The organism is Idiomarina sp. UBA3176, assembly GCF_002364295.1.
GTDB lineage: Bacteria > Pseudomonadota > Gammaproteobacteria > Enterobacterales > Alteromonadaceae > Idiomarina > Idiomarina loihiensis.
Genome location: NZ_DEXU01000023.1, coordinates 336628 through 356469, shown reverse-complemented (window position 1 = coordinate 356469; position 19842 = coordinate 336628). Strand labels below are relative to the sequence as shown.

The window sequence follows — 19842 nt, the reverse complement described above, 5'->3', positions numbered from 1 at the left end:
TTTCGCTGTTGAATCTTGTAGATGATGGTAAAATAGCGGCATGAAAACAATTCAACAAGAAGTACGCTGGCATACTGTCTCTGCAGAAGAGTCAGGGCAGCGAATAGATAACTTTCTCATTGCGCAATTACGCGGTGTACCTAAGTCTTTGGTGTACCGAATTGTTCGTAAAGGTGAAGTGCGGGCGAATAAAAAGCGGATAAAACCGGACTATAAGTTAAAGGAAGGTGACCTCATTCGCATTCCTCCGGTAAAAGTGAGCGAAAGGCCTGACCTTCCGTCTGCTAATTTAGAGCAGGTTGCAGCTCTGGAGCACGCGATCCTCTATGAAGATGACGCTTTGATGTTAATTAATAAACCATCAGGAGTCGCCGTACATGGCGGCTCTGGGTTGCAGTTCGGTCTTATTGAAGGCTTAAGAGCGCTGCGGCCAAAAGAGAAAAGCTTAGAGCTGGTTCACCGAATAGACCGCGACACCAGTGGCTTGTTGCTGGTTGCTAAAAAACGTTCAGTGCTGAGAAGTTTGCATGAACAGTTGCGTAACAAAGAAATGAATAAGCAATATCTGGCGTTGGTTCGCGGTCAATGGCAAAAACGGGTTCGCAGTGTTGAGGCGCCGTTAAAAAAGAACACCTTAAAATCCGGCGAGAGAATTGTACGCGTTGATGCAGAAGGCAAAGCCTCTTTGACGCGTTTCAGAATTCAGCAAAGGTATAAGGAAGGGACATTAGTTGAAGCGTCGCCAGTTACCGGCCGCACCCATCAAATTCGTGTTCACGCGTTACATGCGGGTCATCCTATAGCGAAAGATCCTAAGTACGGTGATACAGATTTCGACAACGCAATGTCCGGGCTTGGGTTAAACCGACTGTTTTTGCACGCTTGGCAGCTGCGTTTTCTGCATCCTGTTACAGGAAAAGAAGTGGCTTTTGAAGCCCCTCTGGATGACAACTTACGGCAAACGTTAAAGCAGCTGACGGCACAATAATAAGGACAGCTTATAATGATGTACGATAAGCGACTTGTGGTGTTTGACTGGGACGGCACTTTAATGGACTCCATTGGCCGAATTGTGTCATCTATGCAAAATACAGCGCAGCATACGGGGTTACCCGTTCCGACCGAGATTTCAGTCAGAGATATTATTGGTTTAAGCCTTGAACCCGCAATAGAGAAACTGTTTGGCGTGCTTAACGCGGCACAACTGAATAGTTTTTTGACTCAGTATCGTGATGAATATGTCGACTTGAATACAACGCCGTCGCCATTATTTCACGATGCAAAAGCGGTGCTTTCTCAGTTATCCCATGCCGGTTATCGTTTGGCCGTTGCGACGGGCAAGGCTCGGCGTGGATTACAACGAGTCTGGGCGGAAAGTGAAACCGAACATTACTTTGATACTTCGCGGTGCGCCAGTGAAACTAAAGGTAAGCCTGACCCCCAGATGCTTTATGAAATTATGAATGAACTTAAAACTCAGCCTGAACACACCCTAATGGTTGGAGACTCTGTTCACGATATGAAAATGGCGGTTGCCGCTGGTGTACAGGCAATTGGTGTAAGCTTTGGCGTGCATGACGCTGAACGTTTACGCGAAGCCGGTGCTACAATAGTGGTCGATTCGCTTTCAGAACTCAGCAATAAACTTGTCAGGGAGACATTATGACGTTGCCATTAATTCTGGGATCAGGTTCTAAGTACCGTCGCGAAATTTTAGATAGACTGCACTTGAACTACGATGTTGTGAAGCCGGACATAGATGAGAGTGCGATTAGCTCAGAAAGCCCACAACAGTTAGTGGGGCGTTTAGCAGAAGCAAAAGCCCGGGCAGTTGAAAAGAGAATGACTTACGATAACGCTATTATTATTGGTTCCGACCAGGTTGCTGTTTGTGATGGCAATATTCTAGGTAAACCCGGCAACCATGAAAATGCGGTGCGACAATTGTCCAGCTTTATTGGCAAAACGGTAACCTTTTATACTGGGCTGGCTGTTTTTAATACAGAGGCTCAACAATGCGAAGTAAGAGTAGAGCCGTTTGAAGTTGAGTTTCGTCAATTGACTGCCGAAGAAATAGAACGTTACGTTGAACTTGAAAATCCCTTTGATTGTGCCGGCAGCTTCAAAAGCGAAGGGCTGGGAATCAGTTTGTTTAGTGGTTTAAAAGGCAACGACCCCAATACACTCATCGGGTTACCAGCTATCGCTTTACTGGATATGTTGAGAACTCACGGAATTAACCCTCTAAATAAGGATTAACGACAGATTTCCCTTGTCAGTAAAGCGGAACTTCGTTAACATTCGCGCGCTATGCAAAAAGTTCGTATTCCCGTAACAGTAGACCCAGTCAAAAGTGCCAACAAGAAAGTGGCATATGATGGGGTTGTGCCTGGAAAAACATTAACAAGACTTCAGGAAAGTTTGGTAGAACCTTGCCCCGATCCTGAGGCCAGTGTTGAGTTTGGAATTGATGAGCAGGGCATTAGTTATTTTACAGGGAAAGCAAAAGTTGCTGTAAAAGTACTTTGTGAACGCTGTAATACGCCCCTGGATGTTGATATTCTCGCGCAATTTGCGTATGCTCCTGTCACTAAGCGACAGGTGGCAGATGACTTTCCCGATAGCTACGAAGCTATTGAGGTAAACGACTTTGGAGAAGTTAACCTGCATGGGCTTGTTGAAGACGAATTAATTCTGGCTATGCCAATAGTTCCTAAGCACGACGCTAAGGCATGTCAGGTGGATCGTGATGCGATGACGTGGGGCGAAATTGACGAATCAGCTGCTGAAGAGTCTGAGAACCCGTTTGCCGTATTGCAAGAATTGAAGCGTAAATAATCAGGAGATAGCGTAAATGGCTGTTCAAAAAAGTAAGAAAAGTCGTTCAAGACGCGACATGCGTCGTTCACACGATGCAATAGACGGCCCAACACTGTCGGTTGACTCAACTACGGGTGAGACGCATCGTCGTCACCACGTAACAGCCGACGGTTATTACAAGGGTCGTAAGGTCGTTAACAAGTAAGACAGGCCATGCCTGAACTGAACATAGCGATTGATGCAATGGGGGGCGATAACGGCCCCTCTATTGTTATAGAAGCCCTGGAAAAAGCGGTTCATCGGTATCCCGATGTTAAATTCACCGTTGTCGGGCATGAGCAACAACTCACCCCGTTACTCGATAAATTCAATTTAAGCTCGCATCCTTCCATAAATCTTGTTCATGCAGAACAAGTTATCGAAATGGATGATAAACCGGGCCAGTCTCTGCGTAGTAAACCTGAGTCCTCCATGCGCGTTGCGCTGCAAAGCCTAACCGACGGTAATTGTCAGGCAATGGTAAGCGGTGGCAATACTGGCGCGTTGATGACTAATGCTTACTTTACACTTAAAACGCTTCCTGGCGTGTTGCGCCCGGCGTTGATGACGGCTTTGCCGAATCAAACCGGCGGAAAATCTTATTTGCTTGATTTAGGTGCTAATGCCAGCTGTGATTCAGAAACCTTGTTTCAGTTTGGTGTTATGGGTGCTGTGGCCGCTGAATATTTATCGGGTGTACCAGCTCCTAAAATTAGCCTGTTAAATATGGGTGAAGAAGACATCAAAGGTAATGATGTTGTGCGCAATGCAGCGGCCAGACTCGCTCAATGTGAGCAGCTAAACTACATTGGTTTTATTGAAGGTAATCATTTATTTAGTGGCAGAGCTGATGTTGTGGTTTGTGATGGTTTTGTCGGTAATGTAGCACTTAAAAGCTGCGAAGGTCTGGCAACATTCATTATCGATCAAATGCGGGACACACTAAATTCGCACTGGCTTTATCGTTTTTTCTTTCGTTTTTTACAAAAACGGACGCACAAGTCCTGGGATAGGCTGAAGCCCGACCACTACAATGGTGCGAGTCTGATAGGATTGCGCCATGTCGTGATAAAAAGTCACGGTAGCGCTAGCGCCGGCGCTTTTTATAGTGCAATTCAACAAGCCGTCGCAGAAGCGCATGAACAGCTTCCTGAGCGAATTAAACATCGTGTCGAAGCAGTCTTATCAGAACAGCTGTAATCAGTTAAGTAGCGCTATGACTTATGCAAAAATTGTTGGTACCGGGCACTATCTGCCCGAGCAACGGCTTACTAATGAAGAACTCTCCCAGCGGGTTGACACGTCTGACGAATGGATAACAGAAAGAACCGGTATTAAAGAACGGCGCATTGCGGCACCTAATGAAACCGCAGCGACTGTAGGTTATGAAGCGGCAAAAGAAGCACTGGCTGCCGCCGGTTTAAGCCCCCGCGATATCGATATGATTGTGGTGGCGACCACATCGGCCGAGCACGCTTTTCCTAGTGCGGCCTGTGAAATTCAACGAATGCTGGGCGTCACATCTATTCCGGCTTTCGACGTTGGAGCAGCATGCTCTGGCTTTATTTATGCGCTTTCTGTCGCTGACCAGTTTATTAAAAGCGGACAACATCAACGTATTCTGGTTATTGGTACTGATGTATTGGCGCGTTTATGTGACCCTAATGATCGCAATACCGTGGTGCTTTTTGGTGATGGTGGCGGAGCCGTTGTCCTGGAACAAAGTGACACTCCCGGAATTATCTCCACTCATCTATTTAGTGCAGGCGAATACAGTCACTTATTAGGGGCCAAACAAGCCTCCAGAGCGTCAGACCGCGGTACAGAGAACGCCTGGATGTACATGAAAGGTAACGAAGTTTTTAAAGTTGCGGTTTCAAAACTCAGTAGTTTAGTGACCGAAACTTTAGCGGAAAATCAATTACAGGCGCATGATTTAGACTGGTTGATTCCGCATCAGGCAAATTTACGTATTATTAATGCAACAGCGAAAAAATTACAGATGCCGATGGAGCGCGTGGTAATTACTCTGGACGCAACAGGGAATACTTCTGCGGCATCGGTACCAATTGCACTTGATTGGGCGGTTAAGGACGGACGTATTAAGCGTGGTCAGAAACTCTTGCTAGAGGCTTTTGGCGGCGGTTTTGCATGGGGTTCGGCGCTCGTTCAATATTAAGAGGATGATTATGACTAAAACGGCATTGTTATTTCCGGGGCAAGGCTCTCAAAGCGTTGGCATGTTAAGTGAATTGTCGAATGATTTTGCATTAGTGAAAGAAACATTCGCAGAGGCCAGCAGTGTTTTGGATTATGACCTTTGGCAGTTGGTACAACAGGGACCTGAGCAGCAGTTGAATGAAACGCAACGGACACAGCCTGCGTTATTAACTGCCAGCGTTGCACTATACCGTGTAGCTAAAGAGAAAGGGTTGGCCGACGTTACCGTTATGGCCGGGCATAGTCTGGGTGAGTATTCAGCGCTAGTATGTGCCGGAGCATTAGAATTTACTGACGCGGTTAAACTTGTAGCCCTGCGCGGCGAGTTTATGCAGCAAGCCGTAGCCGAAGGTGAAGGCGCTATGGCCGCGGTTATTGGCCTGGAAGATGCCGAAATTGAAAAAATTTGTTTAGAGCAGGCAGGAGAACAAATAGTAACTCCGGTTAATTATAATTCGCCGGGGCAGGTGGTTATAGCAGGACATGCAGACGCCGTAGCTCGCGCTGCAGAAGCTTTAAAGGAAGCCGGAGCTAAACGGGTTTTGCCATTACCTGTTAGCGTGCCGTCACACTGTGCTTTGATGCAGCCAGCAGCCAGTCAATTGGCCGACGCGTTAAAGTCGATAAAGTTGAAACAGCCACACACCCCGGTCATTAATAATGTGGACGTTGCAATAGCTGATAGCGAAGATGCCATTAAAGATGCCTTGGTGCGTCAGCTCTATCGCCCTGTTCGCTGGACTGAAACGATTGAACAGATTGCGAAATTGGATGTCGAAACAGCCTATGAAGTTGGTCCGGGAAAAGTACTGACTGGATTAAACAAGCGTATTACTAAGGCTTTTGGTTGTAGTGCGTTGAATACGCTAGACTCTTTGAACTCACTTTAATAAAAAGGTTATTTACGTGCAAAACTTTGAAAATAAAGTCGCATTAGTTACAGGCGCAAGCCGGGGAATAGGAAAAGCAATAGCTGAACTGCTTGCTAGTCAGGGAGCGAAAGTTATTGGTACAGCGACCTCTGATAAAGGTGCAGCTGCAATCTCCGAATATCTTGGTTCAAAAGGCAAGGGCCTGGCGTTGGATGTAACCGATTCTGATAGTCTGCAGCAGGTTATTAAAGAGATTGAATCAGAGTACGGTTCTATTGATATTCTGGTGAATAACGCCGGCATTACCCGCGATAACCTGATGATGCGAATGAAAGACGACGAATGGGATGCTGTCTTAAACACGAACTTGTCAGCCGTATTTAAAGTTTGTAAGGCGGTTGTACGCGGCATGATGAAGCGCCGTAATGGCCGTATTATTAATATCAGTTCAGTTGTTGGCACAACAGGAAACCCGGGGCAGGTTAACTATTGTGCGGCGAAAGCCGGACTGGTTGGTTTCAGTAAGGCAATGGCTAAAGAAGTTGCAGCGCGCGGCATTACCGTGAACTGTGTTGCGCCTGGCTTTATTGATACAGATATGACAAAAGCTCTGAATGATGAGCAAAAACAGGCTATTTTTGATAATATTCCGGCAGCACGTTTAGGCGAGCCAAAGGAAATTGCTGCTGCGGTAGCATTTTTAGCATCAGAAGGTGCAGCTTATATCACTGGTGAAACCATTCACGTTAATGGTGGTATGGCGATGGTTTAAGAGGTTAGCGGTACGACCTCTTAACTTTATGCTATTTTTTACTTTATTAATGAGGCTGGTTTCACTACACTACAGCCAATTTTCACTCTCGCGATGACTATTGAGGGATTTTATAATCATGAGTACTATTGAAGAACGCGTTAAAAAAATCATTGTTGAACAATTAGGTGTTAAAGAAGAAGAAGTTAAGCCTGAAGCGTCATTTGAAAATGACCTGGGTGCTGATTCTTTAGACACAGTTGAACTGGTAATGGCTTTGGAAGAAGAATTTGAAACTGAAATTCCAGACGAAGAAGCTGAAAAAATTAAAACAGTTCAATCAGCTATCGATTACGTAAATAATCATTCTAACGACTAATTTGTCGTAGAACGTGATATAAAAGGCGGAGCCATTGGTTCCGCCTTTTTTGTTATGACAATAAGAAAAATACTACTTAATAATACGCCTTTCCATTGTTCTGAAATAGACAGAGGGCTGCAGTTCGGTGACGGGCACTTTACAACCATACGAGTTGTTCAAGGTGTGCCTTTGCATATAGAGCGACATTTGAACCGACTGTCTGAAGCTAATACCCGTTTATTTATAAACCATCCAAACTTTAACTTTTTGCATCAGCGTATCCTTAACGCTTGTGATGGCATTGAAAACGGTGTGTGTAAAGTTATTGTCACTAGAGGTTATGGTGGCCGAGGGTATGGCTTTTCAGACGGCGCAGTGGCGAATGAATATATTCAGGTAAGTGATGCTCCGGGTAACCTTAAATCGGTTAGTCTTGGTGTTGCTGAATTGAACTTAGCCAGACAACCTAAGCTGGCCGGTTTAAAAACATTAAATAGGCTGGAGCAGGTTCTGTTGACTCAGGAGCGCAGCGTTTCTGAATATGACGATTTACTGGTCTGCGACTCGGAAGGTAATGTTGTCGAAGCCATACAAGGAAATGTTTTTTGGTACAAACAAGGGCAATGGTACACCCCCGATCTGAGTTTTTCCGGTGTACAAGGAATTATTCGCCAGTTGATTATTGATGAAGACATGCTTGCGCCTTTGCGTATCGGTCATTTTTCATTGAATGAGTTAGCTGACGTTGAGCAGATTATCCTCAGCAACAGTGTCAGAGGCGCTGTTACGGTCACTCAGTTTAATGGTAAAGTATTGGATAAGAGCAAATTGCCGGCGGTGTTAGAGCAGCTTATATTATGAAAAAACGTCTTATTTTAGCGCTGCTTGTTGCAGCTTTTGTGGTTTCGGTCGTGGCTGTCTTTGTATCCGGTCGCTGGTATTTATCTCAGCCAATACAAAGTGACGCTAGTACGCCTCTATTTTTAGATTTTAGAGGAGGAGCAACTGCCCGTAGCGTAACCATTCAAGTAACAGAGCACTTTGAGAAGGGGAACTCTGCATTAATTTATCGCCTGAGCCAGGTTTTTGACGATGTCGACCATTTGCAAGCTGGCCTTTATGAAATTAACGGACGACAAAGCTGGTTTGATGTCTGGAGTATGTTGAGTCAAGGGCGGGAAAAAACCTTTACTGTGACTCTGGTTGAAGGATTGACTCTCGAGCAGTGGAGAGCTCAACTAAAACAGCTACCTTACCTAAAAGATGAGTCTTCTGAATTGGATCCGGCGGAACTCAGGCAAAAGCTGGGCGTTACAGAAACCTCTATTGAAGGTGTTTTATTACCTGAAACCTACAGTTACAGAGCTTACACAACGGATATTGCTATTCTGAAGCAAGCGTACCAATCTATGCAGCAGGTGCTGGAAAATGCCTGGCAAGAGCGTTCAGACAGATGCCCTGTAAACTCACCTTACGAATTGCTGATACTGGCTTCTATTATTGAGAAAGAAACCGGTTTGGCCGATGAACGTCCGCTGGTTGCAAGCGTATTTGCCAATCGTTTAGCTGTCGGCATGCGGTTGCAGTCTGATCCGACGACAATCTATGGTATTGAAAATTTTGACGGCAATCTGACTCGTACTCATTTGCGCGAGAAAACAGAATACAATACTTATCGAATTAACGGATTACCGCCAACACCAATTGCGATGCCCGGCAAAGCCTCAATTAAAGCAGCAGCAAATCCGGCACGTTCTCCGTACTATTATTTTGTTGCGGATAAATCAGGTGGCCATGTTTTCTCGGAAACACTGGAAGAACATCAACAGGCTGTACGCCGATATCAACTGAATCAAGAGTGATTATGTCAGGAAAGTTTATTGTTATTGAAGGACTCGAAGGAGCCGGTAAAAGTTCGGCTATCGCAAGTGTTGTCACGCATCTTCAGGCGAAAGGAATTCAGGTTGAAACAGTTCGTGAACCAGGCGGTACACCGTTAGCGGAATCGCTGCGGGATCTGGTAAAAAAGAAGTGGGAAGAAAAAGTCAGCCCCACGACAGAGCTTTTACTTATGTATGCCAGCCGGGTTCAGCTGGTGGATAATATTATAAAACCCGCGTTATCCAAAAACCGTTGGGTTATTGGTGATCGCCATGATTTATCTTCCAGAGCCTACCAAGGGGGAGGGCGCGAACTCGGTGATGAATTGTTGCAAAAGATCCGGAAAATCACTTTAGGGAATTTCACCCCCGATTTAACACTACTACTTGATATTGAAGAAAAGAAAGGTCTTGAGCGAGCGCGTGAGCGAGGTGAGCTGGATCGTATTGAAGAAGAAGATTTAGCCTTTTTTCAACGTACCCGGCAACGCTATTTAAATATTGCAGCTAAAGATCCGAGCATTATTGTCATTGATGCGAACCAGTCGATGCTGGATGTACATCAGTCAATATTGAGAGCAATTGAGGAGTATCTGTTTTAATGGCTTTTCCCTGGCTGCGAGAACCCTGGTTAAGATTAGTAGCGAGTGCTGAAGCCGGACGTCTGGCTCATGCTTACTACTTACAGCATAATGTTGATGGCGGTTCGACCGAGTTTATTCAGCGCCTGAATCAATTTCTGTTGTGTAAGCAACCAGGCAAAAGTGCCTGCGGGAAATGTAAATCCTGTTTACTTTACCTATCGGGTAATCATCCGGATACCTGGACTATTGATGGTGCACAAGTTAATCGAATAGGTGTTGATACGGTACGCGAATTGCAACAAAACGTAACGCAGACAGCGAACCAGAACGGATTAAAAGTCGCTGTCATACTCGAAGCGGAAAAAATGACAGAACAGGCTGGCAACGCACTGCTGAAAGTTCTGGAAGAACCTCCGGCCGATACACATTGGCTGGTTTCAACTAAAGATGCCGAGCGCTTACTGCCCACCTTAAGAAGCCGTATGCAGTGGTTGAGCATTGCCTATCCGACAACCGCACAAAGCGACGAGCAGGTGACTTTTGCAAAGCAGCTGCTGGCCGGACTACGGGGACAGCAGGAATTACCCCTGTTAAAAGATAAAGATGGCGCATTAAGCTGGCTGGATGTTTCCGAGAACTTATTAATGGATTGGTTGTTGATTAGCCAACGAGCTGCGGCTACGCGTTTGCGTTATCAGCAATTGGCGGACGAATTACAACACATCAGCAACTATGAGTGGGTCAATGTCGCGCAGCTGAGTGAATGGGTATCCGAATGCCGACAGCTACGTCAGCGATATCAGGGCTCAACGGGGATCAATTTGCCGTTATTATTAAGTTTTGCCTGGAGTCGCTGGTCAAATACTCTTTCAGCGTAGCGACTCCGTAAAACGGAGTTGTCATGCTGACGCTAAAATTAAGCCCACAATCCGCAACAGAGCTTGCTGCTCATGTTGTTCCTGAATTTCAGTCCCTTACTTTGCTGATCAACAGCGAAACAACCGATATTGCGGTAGATGACAGAGCCAGATTAGAGTTCCAATGCCCGGACATAGAAGGTAAACCTCTATGTTTAGAGGTGAGCGTGGTTTTTCGTTTTGAGGCTGGAGAACTAAAGAACTGGTTGGCTGTCGCTGTTCTGCCTTCACAGCAAGCCTTGATTCATCATCTTCGTTACCTTTGCCGCCATCATACAAACGAATATGGTAAACTCTTCCACCAACTGGTTAACGACTTTTGTCACTCAAATCAACGCTAAGTGGAGCTATCTATGTTCGTCGACTCACACTGTCATTTGGATAAAATCAACCCTGAAAAAGCGGGTGCCGATTTAAAAGAAATTGTTGCAGCGGCACGTGCGAATAAGGTTGAACACATGCTGTGTGTTTGCGTTACCCTCGAAGACTTTCCGGCCATGCAGGCCGCTGTCGCCGAATTCGATGATGTTTCGGTTTCGTGCGGTGTGCATCCTTTGTATGTGAAAGACAGTAAGACTCCAATAGCTGAGTTAGGTGCTAAATTGCGTGAGCTAACAGCACTGAATAGCGTTGTTGCGGTAGGAGAGACCGGGCTCGATTACTTTTACCATCCTGAATCAAAAGTATTACAGCAGGAGAATTTCGAGCAACATATTGAAATAGCCAACGACGTTAACAAACCACTGATTATTCATACGCGCGATGCTCAGCAGGACACCTTGTCATTATTAAGAAATGGCCATGCTGAAAAGCCTGGTGGTGTCTTGCATTGTTTTACCGAGTCTCTTGAGATGGCAAAAAAAGCCATTGATGATCTCGATTTCTTTATTTCTATTTCTGGTATCGCGTCGTTCCGGAACGCTCAGGAGCTGCGTGACACAATCAAAGCATTGCCACTGGAGAAACTCCTGATTGAGACCGACAGTCCCTGGTTAGCGCCGGTTCCTCATCGTGGTAAAGAGAACCAGCCAGCCTACGTAGTCGACGTTGCAAAATGCGTAGCTGACGTAAAAGGCATTACCTTAGAAGAGGTGGCTAAGACCACGACAGCTAACTATTATAAACTGTTCGCTAACTCTTAATTAGCTGTGTATAACCTGTGTTCTTTTTAGTTAAAGTTTTTCAAAAACAGTAAGATAAAAAATTTCTTAAAAATATTAGACATCCCTTTGATATTGTCTACACTGAAGTTTACTGAACGAATTTTATGCGACTTAATGCAGTGTTTTTGTCATGAGTTAGCGCACGGCTCAACCTTTGAGCCATTCCCCTATACCCGGAACAATCTGGATTGGTTCCGGGTTTTTTTTATCCTTTTCTTCCTGTTTCTTAACAGTTCATGGCGATCAAAAAGGCACTTTTCAGGGTACATATAGACAAACGAGTAGCACGTTCTGATAATAAAATTAACTAAGGAGTCAGTGATGAGTACAACCGTTGAAAGTAATGAACGTCCCGACTACGACGAAGTCATTCAAACCATTGCAGACTATGTTATCGATTACAAAGTAGACAGTGAGGAAGCGTGGAATACGGCTCGTAACTGCTTGATGGATACCCTGGGGTGTGGCTTACTAGCGCTGCGTTTTCCTGAATGCAGTAAACATTTAGGTCCTCTGGTTGAAGGAACCACGGTTCCAAACGGCGCTCGGGTACCGGGTACCCAGTTCCGTATGGACCCTGCTAAAGCAGCCTGGGATATAGGTTGTATTATTCGTTGGCTGGACTTTAACGACACCTGGCTGGCAGCCGAGTGGGGGCATCCTTCTGATAATTTAGGCGGCATACTGGCAACCGCTGACTATATTTCGCAAAAACGAGTGTCTAAAGGTGAGAAGCCTTTAACCATGAAAACCGTTTTAGAAGCGATGATTAAAGCTCATGAAATTCAGGGTAATTTAGCCATAGAAAACAGTTTTAACCGGGTTGGTCTGGACCATGTTGTGTTGGTGAAGGTGGCTTCTACAGCTGTGGTTACCTGGTTAATGGACGGCTCGAGAGAGCAGATTATGGCCGCTGTCTCGCAAGGCTGGGTTGATGGTCAGTCGTTGAGAACCTATCGGCACGCACCTAATGCCGGTTCGCGTAAATCCTGGGCTGCCGGCGATGCCACATCAAGAGCTGTACGTTTGGCTGACATAACCATGCGCGGTGAAATGGGAATTCCAGGGGCATTAACGGCTCCGCAGTGGGGCTTTTACGATGTGCTGTTTAATAAGACCAATAAAGACCAGCAGTTGAAACCGAAAGAGGATTGGAAATTTAAGTTTCAGCGTGACTACGGCAGTTACGTAATGGAAAATATTTTATTTAAATTGTCTTTCCCGGCGGAGTTTCATGCTCAGACTGCCTGTGAAGCTGCGGTGACATTGCAGTCAGAAGTTAAAGGCAGAATTGATGATATTGAGAAAGTTGAGATAACGACTCATGAGTCGGCTATTAGAATCATTTCAAAACAGGGGAAGCTGGCTAATCCGGCGGACAGAGATCATTGTTTGCAATACATGACTGCGGTACCGCTAATTTTCGGCGAGTTAACAGCTGATCACTACGAGAATAGTTTTCATGAAAATAACCCGGTTATTGATAGCATACGTGAAAAAATTGAAGTGCTTGAAGATAAGCAATTTAGCCAGGATTATCACGACCCGGAAAAGCGTTCTATAGCCAATGCGTTACAGGTATTCTTCAAAGATGGAACTCATACTGAAAAAGTTGTGGTGGAATATCCGATAGGCCACAGACGGCGTCGGGAAGAGGGCTTTCCTGTGCTAGAAAGCAAGTTTAAAGCGAATTTAGCGACTCGTTTCCCTGAGCCCCGGGTTAAATCGATTTTTGACCAATGCAGTCAGCAGCAATCTTTTGAAAATATTGCGGTTAACGAATTTATGGATATGTTTGTTATCTAATTGGCTTATAGAAAAAAGGCTCTTCAACTTATTGAAGAGCCTTTGCAACGGTTATTAACCGCGCCAGATAACTAGCAGAATCAGTATCGGACAAATGAACTTTACGTACCACGGCCATATCTTCCAGAATAAGCTTTTATCAATGTCTGGTGAGCCTTGTTTTAACGCTTTTAATAAATAATTTTGACGTAATACCCAGGTCAGCATAACACCGAACACTAAAGCCATTATTGGCTGCATATAAACCGTGCTAAAGGTAATAACGGCGCCAAAAAGTAACTCAAAATTATAGATTATCGTCGTGGAAATAGCGGTTACGATAAGCGCAATGATCCAGACGCCACTACTACGGTCGCAGTTTGCTTCTTCGCGTAATGCATTGACCGGTGCTTCCAGCATAGAAATAGATGAGGTAATAGCGGCAATAACCATTAGCAGGAAAAAGCCAAAAGACATAAATAGTCCAGCGTAACCTAGTGCATCAAACATCGCAGGTAATACGGTGAAAACTAAAGTATCCGCCGAAAGCAGAGTACCATCGTCTGCATAAATGGTGACGCCATTAGATTGTGCTACGAACATCGCTGGTAGAATGAGCAGGCCAGCTAAAAACGCAACGCTGGTATCAATGCCTGCTACCCAGGCTGCTGTTTTGGGTATGTTCTCGGAGTTTGAAAGGTACGCACCGTACGTCATCATGACACAAACACCGAGCGACAAAGAGAAGAATGCCTGCCCCATGGCCCGAATAATCAGGTTCGGATCGGTAATTGTTGAGAAGTCGGGAAGCAGATACATTTTCAGGCCCTGTATCGCACCGTCCTGCGTTAAAATGTAAGCGGACATGCCAATCAACAATATGAACAATAATGGCATTAATCGTCTGGACCAGCGTTCTATGCCGTTGTTTACACCAGAACGTACAACGTAAACGGTTAACAGCATAAAAAATATCATGGTAGTTATATTTCGGGAAACCGAAAACTCTGTAAACCATAGAGCAGTTTCAGGCTGACCGATTAAAACCATCAGTGGTGCCAGCATATAAGAAACAAGCCACCCCGATACAATGGCGTAAAAACTCAATATTAAGCTTAAGACAATAAGGCCGATGACCCCGGCGATAGCACCTGAGCCTCTTAAAAAGGGTCTACTGGATAAGTTACGTAATGCTTCTATTGGGTTCTGACGTCGTATACGGCCAATGGTTATTTCGGCTACCAGCATAGGATATGCCAGTAAAACAATCATAATCAGATAGACCAATAGAAAAGCACCGCCGCCATTACTGGCGGCCTGGGTAGGGAAGCCCCAAATATTACCAACGCCAACCGCTGAGCCAGCGGCAGCTAATATAAACCCTAATCGTGTTGCGAACGCAGGTGATGAATTTGCCATAATTTTTCTTATTATTATTTAAGCTGCGTCAAATTATGGCGGAGTTAATTCGCCACGTAAATTCTTCTGTAACAATTTCTGCATTTTACTCAGGCTCAAATCTTGTGACAGCAGATAATGCAATTTAGTCAGTGCCGCCTCAATGGTCATATCTGCCCCGGACACGATACCTATTTCAGCCAGAGCATTGCCGGTCGCATAGCCGTCCATATTAACCCGGCCGCGAAAGCATTGAGTACAGTTTAGAATGGTAATCCCCTGGTTAATTCCTTCTTTCAGGCTAGTCAGCAGTGCATCGTCTTGTGGTGCATTGCCGACACCGTAGCTTTGTAGAATCATGGCTTTTACCGGTTGTTGCAGTTGGTTTTTTATAATTTCAGCGGATATTCCCGGATAAAGCATGACCACACCGATTGGCTGAGGGGTCATTTCAATGACTTTTAATGGCTGGTTTGAGGGCTCTGAGAGCTCTCCTGCGTTTAACTGAATCTGGATTCCTGCTTCAAGTAAGGAAGGGTAGTTAGGGGAGGCAAAAGCATTAAATCCGTTGGCGTCTGCTTTGGTCGAGCGATTTCCCCGGTAAAGCGTATTATTAAAGAACAAACCAACTTCAGGAATAGGGTAGTTCGCAGCCACATAGAGCGAATTGAGCAGGTTGGTCTGGCCATCAGAACGCAGGGCGGCTAAAGGTATCTGTGAACCAGTTACAATAACGGGTTTACTCAAATTTTGTAGCATAAAGGACAAAGCCGACGCCGTATAAGCCATGGTATCGGTACCGTGCAAAATGACGAAACCATCGTAATCGTCGTAGTTCCTTTCTATATCACGAGCAATGGTCACCCAGTCAGACGGCGCCATATTTGATGAGTCCATTAATGGTGAATATTCATTAATGGTAAATTCGGGCATTTCTTCCCGGAAAAACTCCGGCATGTTTTCAACGCACCGGCTCAGGTGTCCCGCAACCGGAACATAACCCTGAGCTGATTTTTTCATACCTATGGTGCCGCCAGTGTATGCGACATAAATCTTTTTACGAGGCAAAGTTCACTCCTGTGCTCTGCGAAATAACCGCGATAATTCTATCGCGGTTGAAGGCAGAGTGCACAGTAAGAGTAAACATTTTTAGGATCATTAAAGTTTTGTAAAACCGCAGTTTCAGATTTCACTTTATTAAGTGTACCCATTAACCAGTGTTGAGCCTCACCACCAACAGTTGGAACAGGGAGGTACTCTGAAGAGCTGTTAAACATGTTGGCAAAAAATTGCTCTTTCGATGACAACTCTTGTTGAACAATTTTTACATCGTAATCATCAATGGCAGCCAGCTCAGCGGCCGCAGCTACTGAGTCGTCAAAGTCTCCAAGTTGGTCAACTAATCCACGCTCCATTGCTTGTTTACCCGTCCAGATGCGGCCCTGAGCAACTTCATGCACGTCGTCGCGGGACATGTTGCGAGCCTTGCTGACAATAGTCAAAAAGTCTTCATAGGTGGCTTCAACCGAGCTTTGCACCAATTTCTTTTGGTACTCAGTCATTTCTTCCAGTGGATTTAAACCTTGTATCTCAGTCGTACTGACAGTATCGCTATGAACGCCAATAGCCGCCAAACTGTCTTCTAAAGTCATTAACAGGCCAAAGACACCAATTGAACCGGTAATGGTAGTTGGTGCTGCCACAATTTTATCGGCATCTGCTGCTATCCAATAACCACCAGATGCTGCCACGGTGCTCATTGATGCCACAACCGGAATACCGGCTTCTTTTGCCTGGAGGATTTCCTGACGGATAATTTCAGAGGCAAAGGCACTTCCGCCGGGGCTGTCTATGCGCAGCACAATCGCTTTCGTCTGCTTGTTATTGCGTGCTTCACGAATCAGTTTTGCGGTGCTGTCACCACCAATCATACCGGCTTTTTGCGAACCGTTAACGATTTGCCCACGAGCAACAACAACCGCGATCTGGCTACGATCTGTCGGTTGCAGACTTTCCGGGACTTCCATTTCAGTCGCCAGATAGTTGTCGTAGGTAATATGACGGAAGGTATCTTCTTCTTTGTCGTACCCGGCTAAATTGATGAGCTCGTTACGAACTTCGGTACGTGTACGCAGCGCATCAACCATGTTTGTTTCTAGCGCCATTTTGGCCATATCGCCATTGGCACTGTTAAAGGCCGACATGTAATCATCAACTTTACCACTGGTAACCAACGGATTAATGTTACGGGCCGCTGTCACATCGGTGCGGAAGCTATCCCACAAAGCTGAATAAAGAAACTCATTGGCTTCACGTGCTTCATCAGACATGTCGTTACGAATAAAAGGTTCAACAGCCGCTTTAAATTTACCGACCTTAAAGACTTGAGGCTGAACTTTAAGCTTGTCGAGTAAGTCCTTAAAGTAAAGTTGAGTGTAATCAAGCCCTTCAAATACAACTCCGCCCATTGGGTTTAGGTAAAGCTGATCTGCATGCGCTGCAAGATAATACTGATGCTGATCATAGTAATCAGCATTACTGATAATGGGTTTACCAGAGGTACGGAAATCGTCAAGAGCCTCGGCAACTGCCTGTAACTTATTGAGTCCGCTTGGGTACAAGTTTTGTAAGTTTAAATACAGTGCGCCTATACGTTCGTCTGTTTTGGCTTTCTCAATTGAGTCGACCACATCAGATAACAGAACTTCGGGGATATCATCACTGCTTCCCATAGCTTCATTCAGGAATTGACTAAAAGGATCAACCCAAGTCTTCTCTTCAACCAGCATGCCATTAGGGTTAAGAACCAGAATGCCATTCTCCGGTACTTCGATAGGATCCTCTCCGCTAAATAGACTAACGAGAAAAACCGCGAGGATTAAAAAGAATACAAGGTTCAAAATGACCTTGCGCGTACCGTTGATTATTTTCCATAAATAACTGAAGATTGAGCGCATAGTTAAATTCTCATTAGCTAATAAAAACAGGCCTTAGCATATCGAATGTGCGAGTAACAGACCAGTCAGAGAATGTAACTAACCATTACACATTGAATAAGGTGAAGTATGAATGCCGAAGAGTTATTAACCAGCCGTTCCTCCATGCCGCGTTTGAGTGAACCCGGTCCTACTATAGAGCAACTGGAGTTAATTAAGGCCGCAGCTGTTCGTGCGCCTGATCATATGGGACTAACGCCATATCAGTTTATTCAGTTTCAGGGAAAAGAGAGGCAGGTTCTGGCGGATATCTACCAGCAGGCTGCGCGTCTTAACGACTTTTCAGAAACGGTCATAGAGCAGGCTGGGCAGCTGCCATTTCGGGCCCCAATGATCATTGTTTCTTGTCTGCGTTTTCAGGAGCACCCGAAAGTCCCCCGTGATGAGCAACTGTGTACGGTTGCCTGTGCCACTCACGGCATGCAGCAAGCGGCCTTTGCACAAGGTATAGGTGCTATTTGGCGTACCGGATGGATGGCCGAGGACGACTTTATCAAGGAGCAGTTGGGATTGTCTGTGGACGACGCCATTGTCGGCTTTCTGTACGTAGGGACACCTGCAGTCCCTACGCCAATAAAGCCTCAGAAAGATTCATCACCGTTTTTTATGAACGGTAATGACTTAGTGCTGGATTAAAATTCGGCACTTTTCGGAGCCCGTGGGAAAGGTATAACGTCACGAATATTTTGTACGCCGGTGACATAAGCCACTAAGCGCTCAAAACCCAGGCCAAAACCGGCGTGAGGAACGGTACCGTAACGACGCAAATCGCGGTAGAAGCCGTATTCTTCTTTTGGCAGGTTCATTTCGTCAATTCGCTGGTCAAGAATGTCTAAACGTTCTTCACGGGCGGAACCACCGATAATTTCCCCAATACCCGGCGCTAAAACGTCCATAGCGGCAACGGTTTTGCCATCTTCGTTCTGGCGCATGTAAAAGGCTTTAATATCGCGCGGATAGTTTTTCAGAATAATTGGTGCGCCGACATGTTCTTCAGCTAAATAACGCTCGTGCTCTGATTGTAAATCCACACCCCATTCAACCGCGTATTCGAATTTTCTATCGCAGTTCTTCAGTATCTCAATGGCGTCGGTGTAATCCATGTGCACAAAGTCATTATTTACAATGGCTTCTAAACGGCTGATAGCGTCAGAGTTAATGCGTTCGGCAAAGAACGCCATGTCGTCCGGGCGCTCTTCCAGAACGGCTTTAAACACATACTTAAGCATGGCTTCGGCTAAGCCGGCAACATCATCTAAAGTGGCAAACGCCAGCTCGGGTTCTACCATCCAGAATTCAGACAAGTGACGGCTGGTGTTCGAGTTTTCAGCACGGAAGGTTGGGCCGAATGTGTAAACTTTAGATAAAGAGCAAGCGTAAGACTCTACGTTCAGCTGACCCGACACCGTTAAAAACGCTTCTTTGCCGAAAAAGTCTTCAGAGTAGTCGACTTCGCCTTTATCTGTTTTCGGGATATTCAGCATGTCCAGTGTTGAAACACGGAACATCTCACCGGCACCTTCACAATCGGAAGTCGTGATGATTGGTGTACTCACCCACAAATAACCTTCCTCATGGAAGAAGCGATGAATAGCCTGAGATAACGCATTACGAACACGCATGACCGCACCGGTAATGTTGGTACGCGGACGCAAATGCGCGTATTCACGTAAGTATTCCATGCTATGACGTTTAGGAGCCATAGGGTAGGTATCGGGATCTTCCACCCAGCCATATACATGAACTTTGGTTGCCTGCAGTTCAAATGACTGACCTTTGCCCTGAGAAGGGACAACAACACCGGTAATAGCTACAGAACAACCGGTCGTCAGTTTCTGCACTTCATTACTGTAATTGGGAAGTTCTGCCGGAACCACGGCCTGAATGGCATCAAAGCATGAGCCATCGTGCAAGTTAATAAATGAAATACCGGCTTTCGAGTCACGGCGGGTGCGTACCCAGCCCCGGACTGTGACGGTCTCATCGACAGCGACTTTTCCCGTCAGAACATCCACTACAGAAGCATACGACATGAGTTGGTTTTCTCCGAAATTTA

The 19842-nt window shown here is 45.5% G+C and carries 22 protein-coding genes; 18 read left to right on the top strand and 4 right to left on the bottom strand.

Annotation, left to right across the window (positions count from 1 at the left end; all coding sequences use genetic code 11):
* Positions 1 to 40: 40 nt before the first annotated feature.
* From rluC to B2U97_RS11225, 17 genes are all read left to right on the top strand, one after another.
* Complete coding sequence (gene rluC / locus B2U97_RS11305) at positions 41 to 988, top strand: 23S rRNA pseudouridine(955/2504/2580) synthase RluC (protein ID WP_114981290.1); 948 nt, start codon at positions 41 to 43, stop codon at positions 986 to 988.
* Positions 989 to 1003: 15 nt separating this feature from the next.
* Positions 1004 to 1666, top strand: a complete 663-nt coding sequence (locus B2U97_RS11300) for an HAD-IA family hydrolase (RefSeq protein ID WP_114981291.1) — start codon at positions 1004 to 1006, stop codon at positions 1664 to 1666.
* The gene (locus B2U97_RS11295) at positions 1663 to 2259 is read left to right on the top strand and encodes a Maf family protein (protein WP_034823118.1); all 597 of its coding nucleotides are present in this window, start codon (positions 1663 to 1665) and stop codon (positions 2257 to 2259) included. Before B2U97_RS11300 ends, B2U97_RS11295 begins: the two co-directional genes overlap by 4 nt.
* A 51-nt stretch (positions 2260 to 2310) precedes the next feature.
* Positions 2311 to 2838, top strand: a complete 528-nt coding sequence (gene yceD, locus B2U97_RS11290) for a 23S rRNA accumulation protein YceD (protein ID WP_011234591.1) — start codon at positions 2311 to 2313, stop codon at positions 2836 to 2838.
* 16 nt (positions 2839 to 2854) lie between these two features.
* Complete coding sequence (rpmF, locus tag B2U97_RS11285) at positions 2855 to 3025, top strand: 50S ribosomal protein L32 (RefSeq protein ID WP_011234590.1); 171 nt, start codon at positions 2855 to 2857, stop codon at positions 3023 to 3025.
* Positions 3026 to 3033: 8 nt separating this feature from the next.
* On the top strand, positions 3034 to 4059 hold the full coding sequence (gene plsX, locus B2U97_RS11280; RefSeq protein ID WP_011234589.1) for a phosphate acyltransferase PlsX: 1026 nt from the start codon (positions 3034 to 3036) through the stop codon (positions 4057 to 4059).
* 16 nt (positions 4060 to 4075) lie between these two features.
* Complete coding sequence (locus tag B2U97_RS11275) at positions 4076 to 5038, top strand: beta-ketoacyl-ACP synthase III (RefSeq protein WP_114981292.1); 963 nt, start codon at positions 4076 to 4078, stop codon at positions 5036 to 5038.
* 10 nt (positions 5039 to 5048) lie between these two features.
* A complete protein-coding gene (gene fabD, locus B2U97_RS11270) occupies positions 5049 to 5969 on the top strand; it encodes an ACP S-malonyltransferase (RefSeq protein ID WP_114981293.1) in 921 nt (306 codons plus the stop codon).
* Between the two features lie 16 nt (positions 5970 to 5985).
* Positions 5986 to 6723, top strand: coding sequence for a 3-oxoacyl-ACP reductase FabG (fabG, locus tag B2U97_RS11265; protein WP_011234586.1), 738 nt, complete (start codon positions 5986 to 5988; stop codon positions 6721 to 6723).
* A 118-nt stretch (positions 6724 to 6841) separates the two neighbouring features.
* Positions 6842 to 7081: an acyl carrier protein gene (gene acpP, locus B2U97_RS11260; RefSeq protein ID WP_011234585.1), complete on the top strand. Its 240-nt coding sequence runs from the start codon at positions 6842 to 6844 to the stop codon at positions 7079 to 7081.
* Between the two features lie 54 nt (positions 7082 to 7135).
* Positions 7136 to 7924, top strand: a complete 789-nt coding sequence (gene pabC, locus B2U97_RS11255) for an aminodeoxychorismate lyase (protein WP_081423218.1) — start codon at positions 7136 to 7138, stop codon at positions 7922 to 7924.
* Positions 7921 to 8925, top strand: coding sequence for an endolytic transglycosylase MltG (gene mltG, locus B2U97_RS11250; RefSeq protein WP_272988901.1), 1005 nt, complete (start codon positions 7921 to 7923; stop codon positions 8923 to 8925). The genes pabC and mltG overlap by 4 nt, the downstream gene beginning before the upstream one ends.
* A gap of 2 nt (positions 8926 to 8927) precedes the next feature.
* The gene (tmk, locus tag B2U97_RS11245; RefSeq protein ID WP_272988900.1) at positions 8928 to 9545 is read left to right on the top strand and encodes a dTMP kinase; all 618 of its coding nucleotides are present in this window, start codon (positions 8928 to 8930) and stop codon (positions 9543 to 9545) included.
* Positions 9545 to 10405 carry a DNA polymerase III subunit delta' gene (locus tag B2U97_RS11240; protein ID WP_272988898.1) on the top strand — a complete coding sequence of 287 codons (861 nt, stop codon included), beginning with the start codon at positions 9545 to 9547 and terminating at the stop codon, positions 10403 to 10405. Before tmk ends, B2U97_RS11240 begins: the two co-directional genes overlap by 1 nt.
* 23 nt (positions 10406 to 10428) lie before the next feature.
* Positions 10429 to 10785: a hypothetical protein gene (locus tag B2U97_RS11235; RefSeq protein ID WP_114981297.1), complete on the top strand. Its 357-nt coding sequence runs from the start codon at positions 10429 to 10431 to the stop codon at positions 10783 to 10785.
* Between the two features lie 12 nt (positions 10786 to 10797).
* Complete coding sequence (locus B2U97_RS11230; protein ID WP_272988895.1) at positions 10798 to 11586, top strand: TatD family hydrolase; 789 nt, start codon at positions 10798 to 10800, stop codon at positions 11584 to 11586.
* Between the two features lie 342 nt (positions 11587 to 11928).
* A complete protein-coding gene (locus B2U97_RS11225) occupies positions 11929 to 13413 on the top strand; it encodes a bifunctional 2-methylcitrate dehydratase/aconitate hydratase (protein WP_272988893.1) in 1485 nt (494 codons plus the stop codon).
* Positions 13414 to 13467: 54 nt separating this feature from the next.
* Here the strand turns inward: B2U97_RS11225 and B2U97_RS11220 are convergent, their stop codons facing one another.
* The 3 genes from B2U97_RS11220 to sppA are packed head-to-tail and all read right to left on the bottom strand — an operon-like array spanning position 13468 to position 17747.
* The gene (locus B2U97_RS11220; protein ID WP_272988891.1) at positions 13468 to 14811 is read right to left on the bottom strand and encodes a sodium-dependent transporter; all 1344 of its coding nucleotides are present in this window, start codon (positions 14809 to 14811) and stop codon (positions 13468 to 13470) included.
* Positions 14812 to 14844: 33 nt separating this feature from the next.
* A complete protein-coding gene (ansA, locus tag B2U97_RS11215) occupies positions 14845 to 15858 on the bottom strand; it encodes an asparaginase (RefSeq protein ID WP_153849130.1) in 1014 nt (337 codons plus the stop codon).
* Between the two features lie 38 nt (positions 15859 to 15896).
* The gene (gene sppA, locus B2U97_RS11210) at positions 15897 to 17747 is read right to left on the bottom strand and encodes a signal peptide peptidase SppA (protein WP_272988889.1); all 1851 of its coding nucleotides are present in this window, start codon (positions 17745 to 17747) and stop codon (positions 15897 to 15899) included.
* Positions 17748 to 17855: 108 nt separating this feature from the next.
* Between sppA and B2U97_RS11205 the strand changes: the two genes are divergently transcribed.
* Positions 17856 to 18422 carry a nitroreductase family protein gene (locus B2U97_RS11205; RefSeq protein ID WP_286823318.1) on the top strand — a complete coding sequence of 189 codons (567 nt, stop codon included), beginning with the start codon at positions 17856 to 17858 and terminating at the stop codon, positions 18420 to 18422.
* Here the strand turns inward: B2U97_RS11205 and asnS are convergent.
* Positions 18419 to 19819 (bottom strand): asparagine--tRNA ligase, encoded by a 1401-nt coding sequence (gene asnS / locus B2U97_RS11200; protein ID WP_011234573.1) that lies wholly within the window; start codon positions 19817 to 19819, stop codon positions 18419 to 18421. The two genes, B2U97_RS11205 and asnS, sit on opposite strands and share 4 nt — an antisense overlap.
* Between the last annotated feature and the right edge of the window lie 23 nt (positions 19820 to 19842).

Coding starts and splice junctions, on each gene's coding strand:
- rluC (WP_114981290.1), top strand. CDS start 41: ATGAAAACAATTCAACAAGAAGTACGCTGGCATACTGTCTCTGCAGAA.
- B2U97_RS11300 (WP_114981291.1), top strand. CDS start 1,004: ATGATGTACGATAAGCGACTTGTGGTGTTTGACTGGGACGGCACTTTA.
- B2U97_RS11295 (WP_034823118.1), top strand. CDS start 1,663: ATGACGTTGCCATTAATTCTGGGATCAGGTTCTAAGTACCGTCGCGAA.
- yceD (WP_011234591.1), top strand. CDS start 2,311: ATGCAAAAAGTTCGTATTCCCGTAACAGTAGACCCAGTCAAAAGTGCC.
- rpmF (WP_011234590.1), top strand. CDS start 2,855: ATGGCTGTTCAAAAAAGTAAGAAAAGTCGTTCAAGACGCGACATGCGT.
- plsX (WP_011234589.1), top strand. CDS start 3,034: ATGCCTGAACTGAACATAGCGATTGATGCAATGGGGGGCGATAACGGC.
- B2U97_RS11275 (WP_114981292.1), top strand. CDS start 4,076: ATGACTTATGCAAAAATTGTTGGTACCGGGCACTATCTGCCCGAGCAA.
- fabD (WP_114981293.1), top strand. CDS start 5,049: ATGACTAAAACGGCATTGTTATTTCCGGGGCAAGGCTCTCAAAGCGTT.
- acpP (WP_011234585.1), top strand. CDS start 6,842: ATGAGTACTATTGAAGAACGCGTTAAAAAAATCATTGTTGAACAATTA.
- pabC (WP_081423218.1), top strand. CDS start 7,136: ATGACAATAAGAAAAATACTACTTAATAATACGCCTTTCCATTGTTCT.
- mltG (WP_272988901.1), top strand. CDS start 7,921: ATGAAAAAACGTCTTATTTTAGCGCTGCTTGTTGCAGCTTTTGTGGTT.
- tmk (WP_272988900.1), top strand. CDS start 8,928: ATGTCAGGAAAGTTTATTGTTATTGAAGGACTCGAAGGAGCCGGTAAA.
- B2U97_RS11240 (WP_272988898.1), top strand. CDS start 9,545: ATGGCTTTTCCCTGGCTGCGAGAACCCTGGTTAAGATTAGTAGCGAGT.
- B2U97_RS11235 (WP_114981297.1), top strand. CDS start 10,429: ATGCTGACGCTAAAATTAAGCCCACAATCCGCAACAGAGCTTGCTGCT.
- B2U97_RS11230 (WP_272988895.1), top strand. CDS start 10,798: ATGTTCGTCGACTCACACTGTCATTTGGATAAAATCAACCCTGAAAAA.
- B2U97_RS11225 (WP_272988893.1), top strand. CDS start 11,929: ATGAGTACAACCGTTGAAAGTAATGAACGTCCCGACTACGACGAAGTC.
- B2U97_RS11220 (WP_272988891.1), bottom strand. CDS start 14,811: ATGGCAAATTCATCACCTGCGTTCGCAACACGATTAGGGTTTATATTA.
- sppA (WP_272988889.1), bottom strand. CDS start 17,747: ATGCGCTCAATCTTCAGTTATTTATGGAAAATAATCAACGGTACGCGC.
- B2U97_RS11205 (WP_286823318.1), top strand. CDS start 17,856: ATGAATGCCGAAGAGTTATTAACCAGCCGTTCCTCCATGCCGCGTTTG.
- asnS (WP_011234573.1), bottom strand. CDS start 19,819: ATGTCGTATGCTTCTGTAGTGGATGTTCTGACGGGAAAAGTCGCTGTC.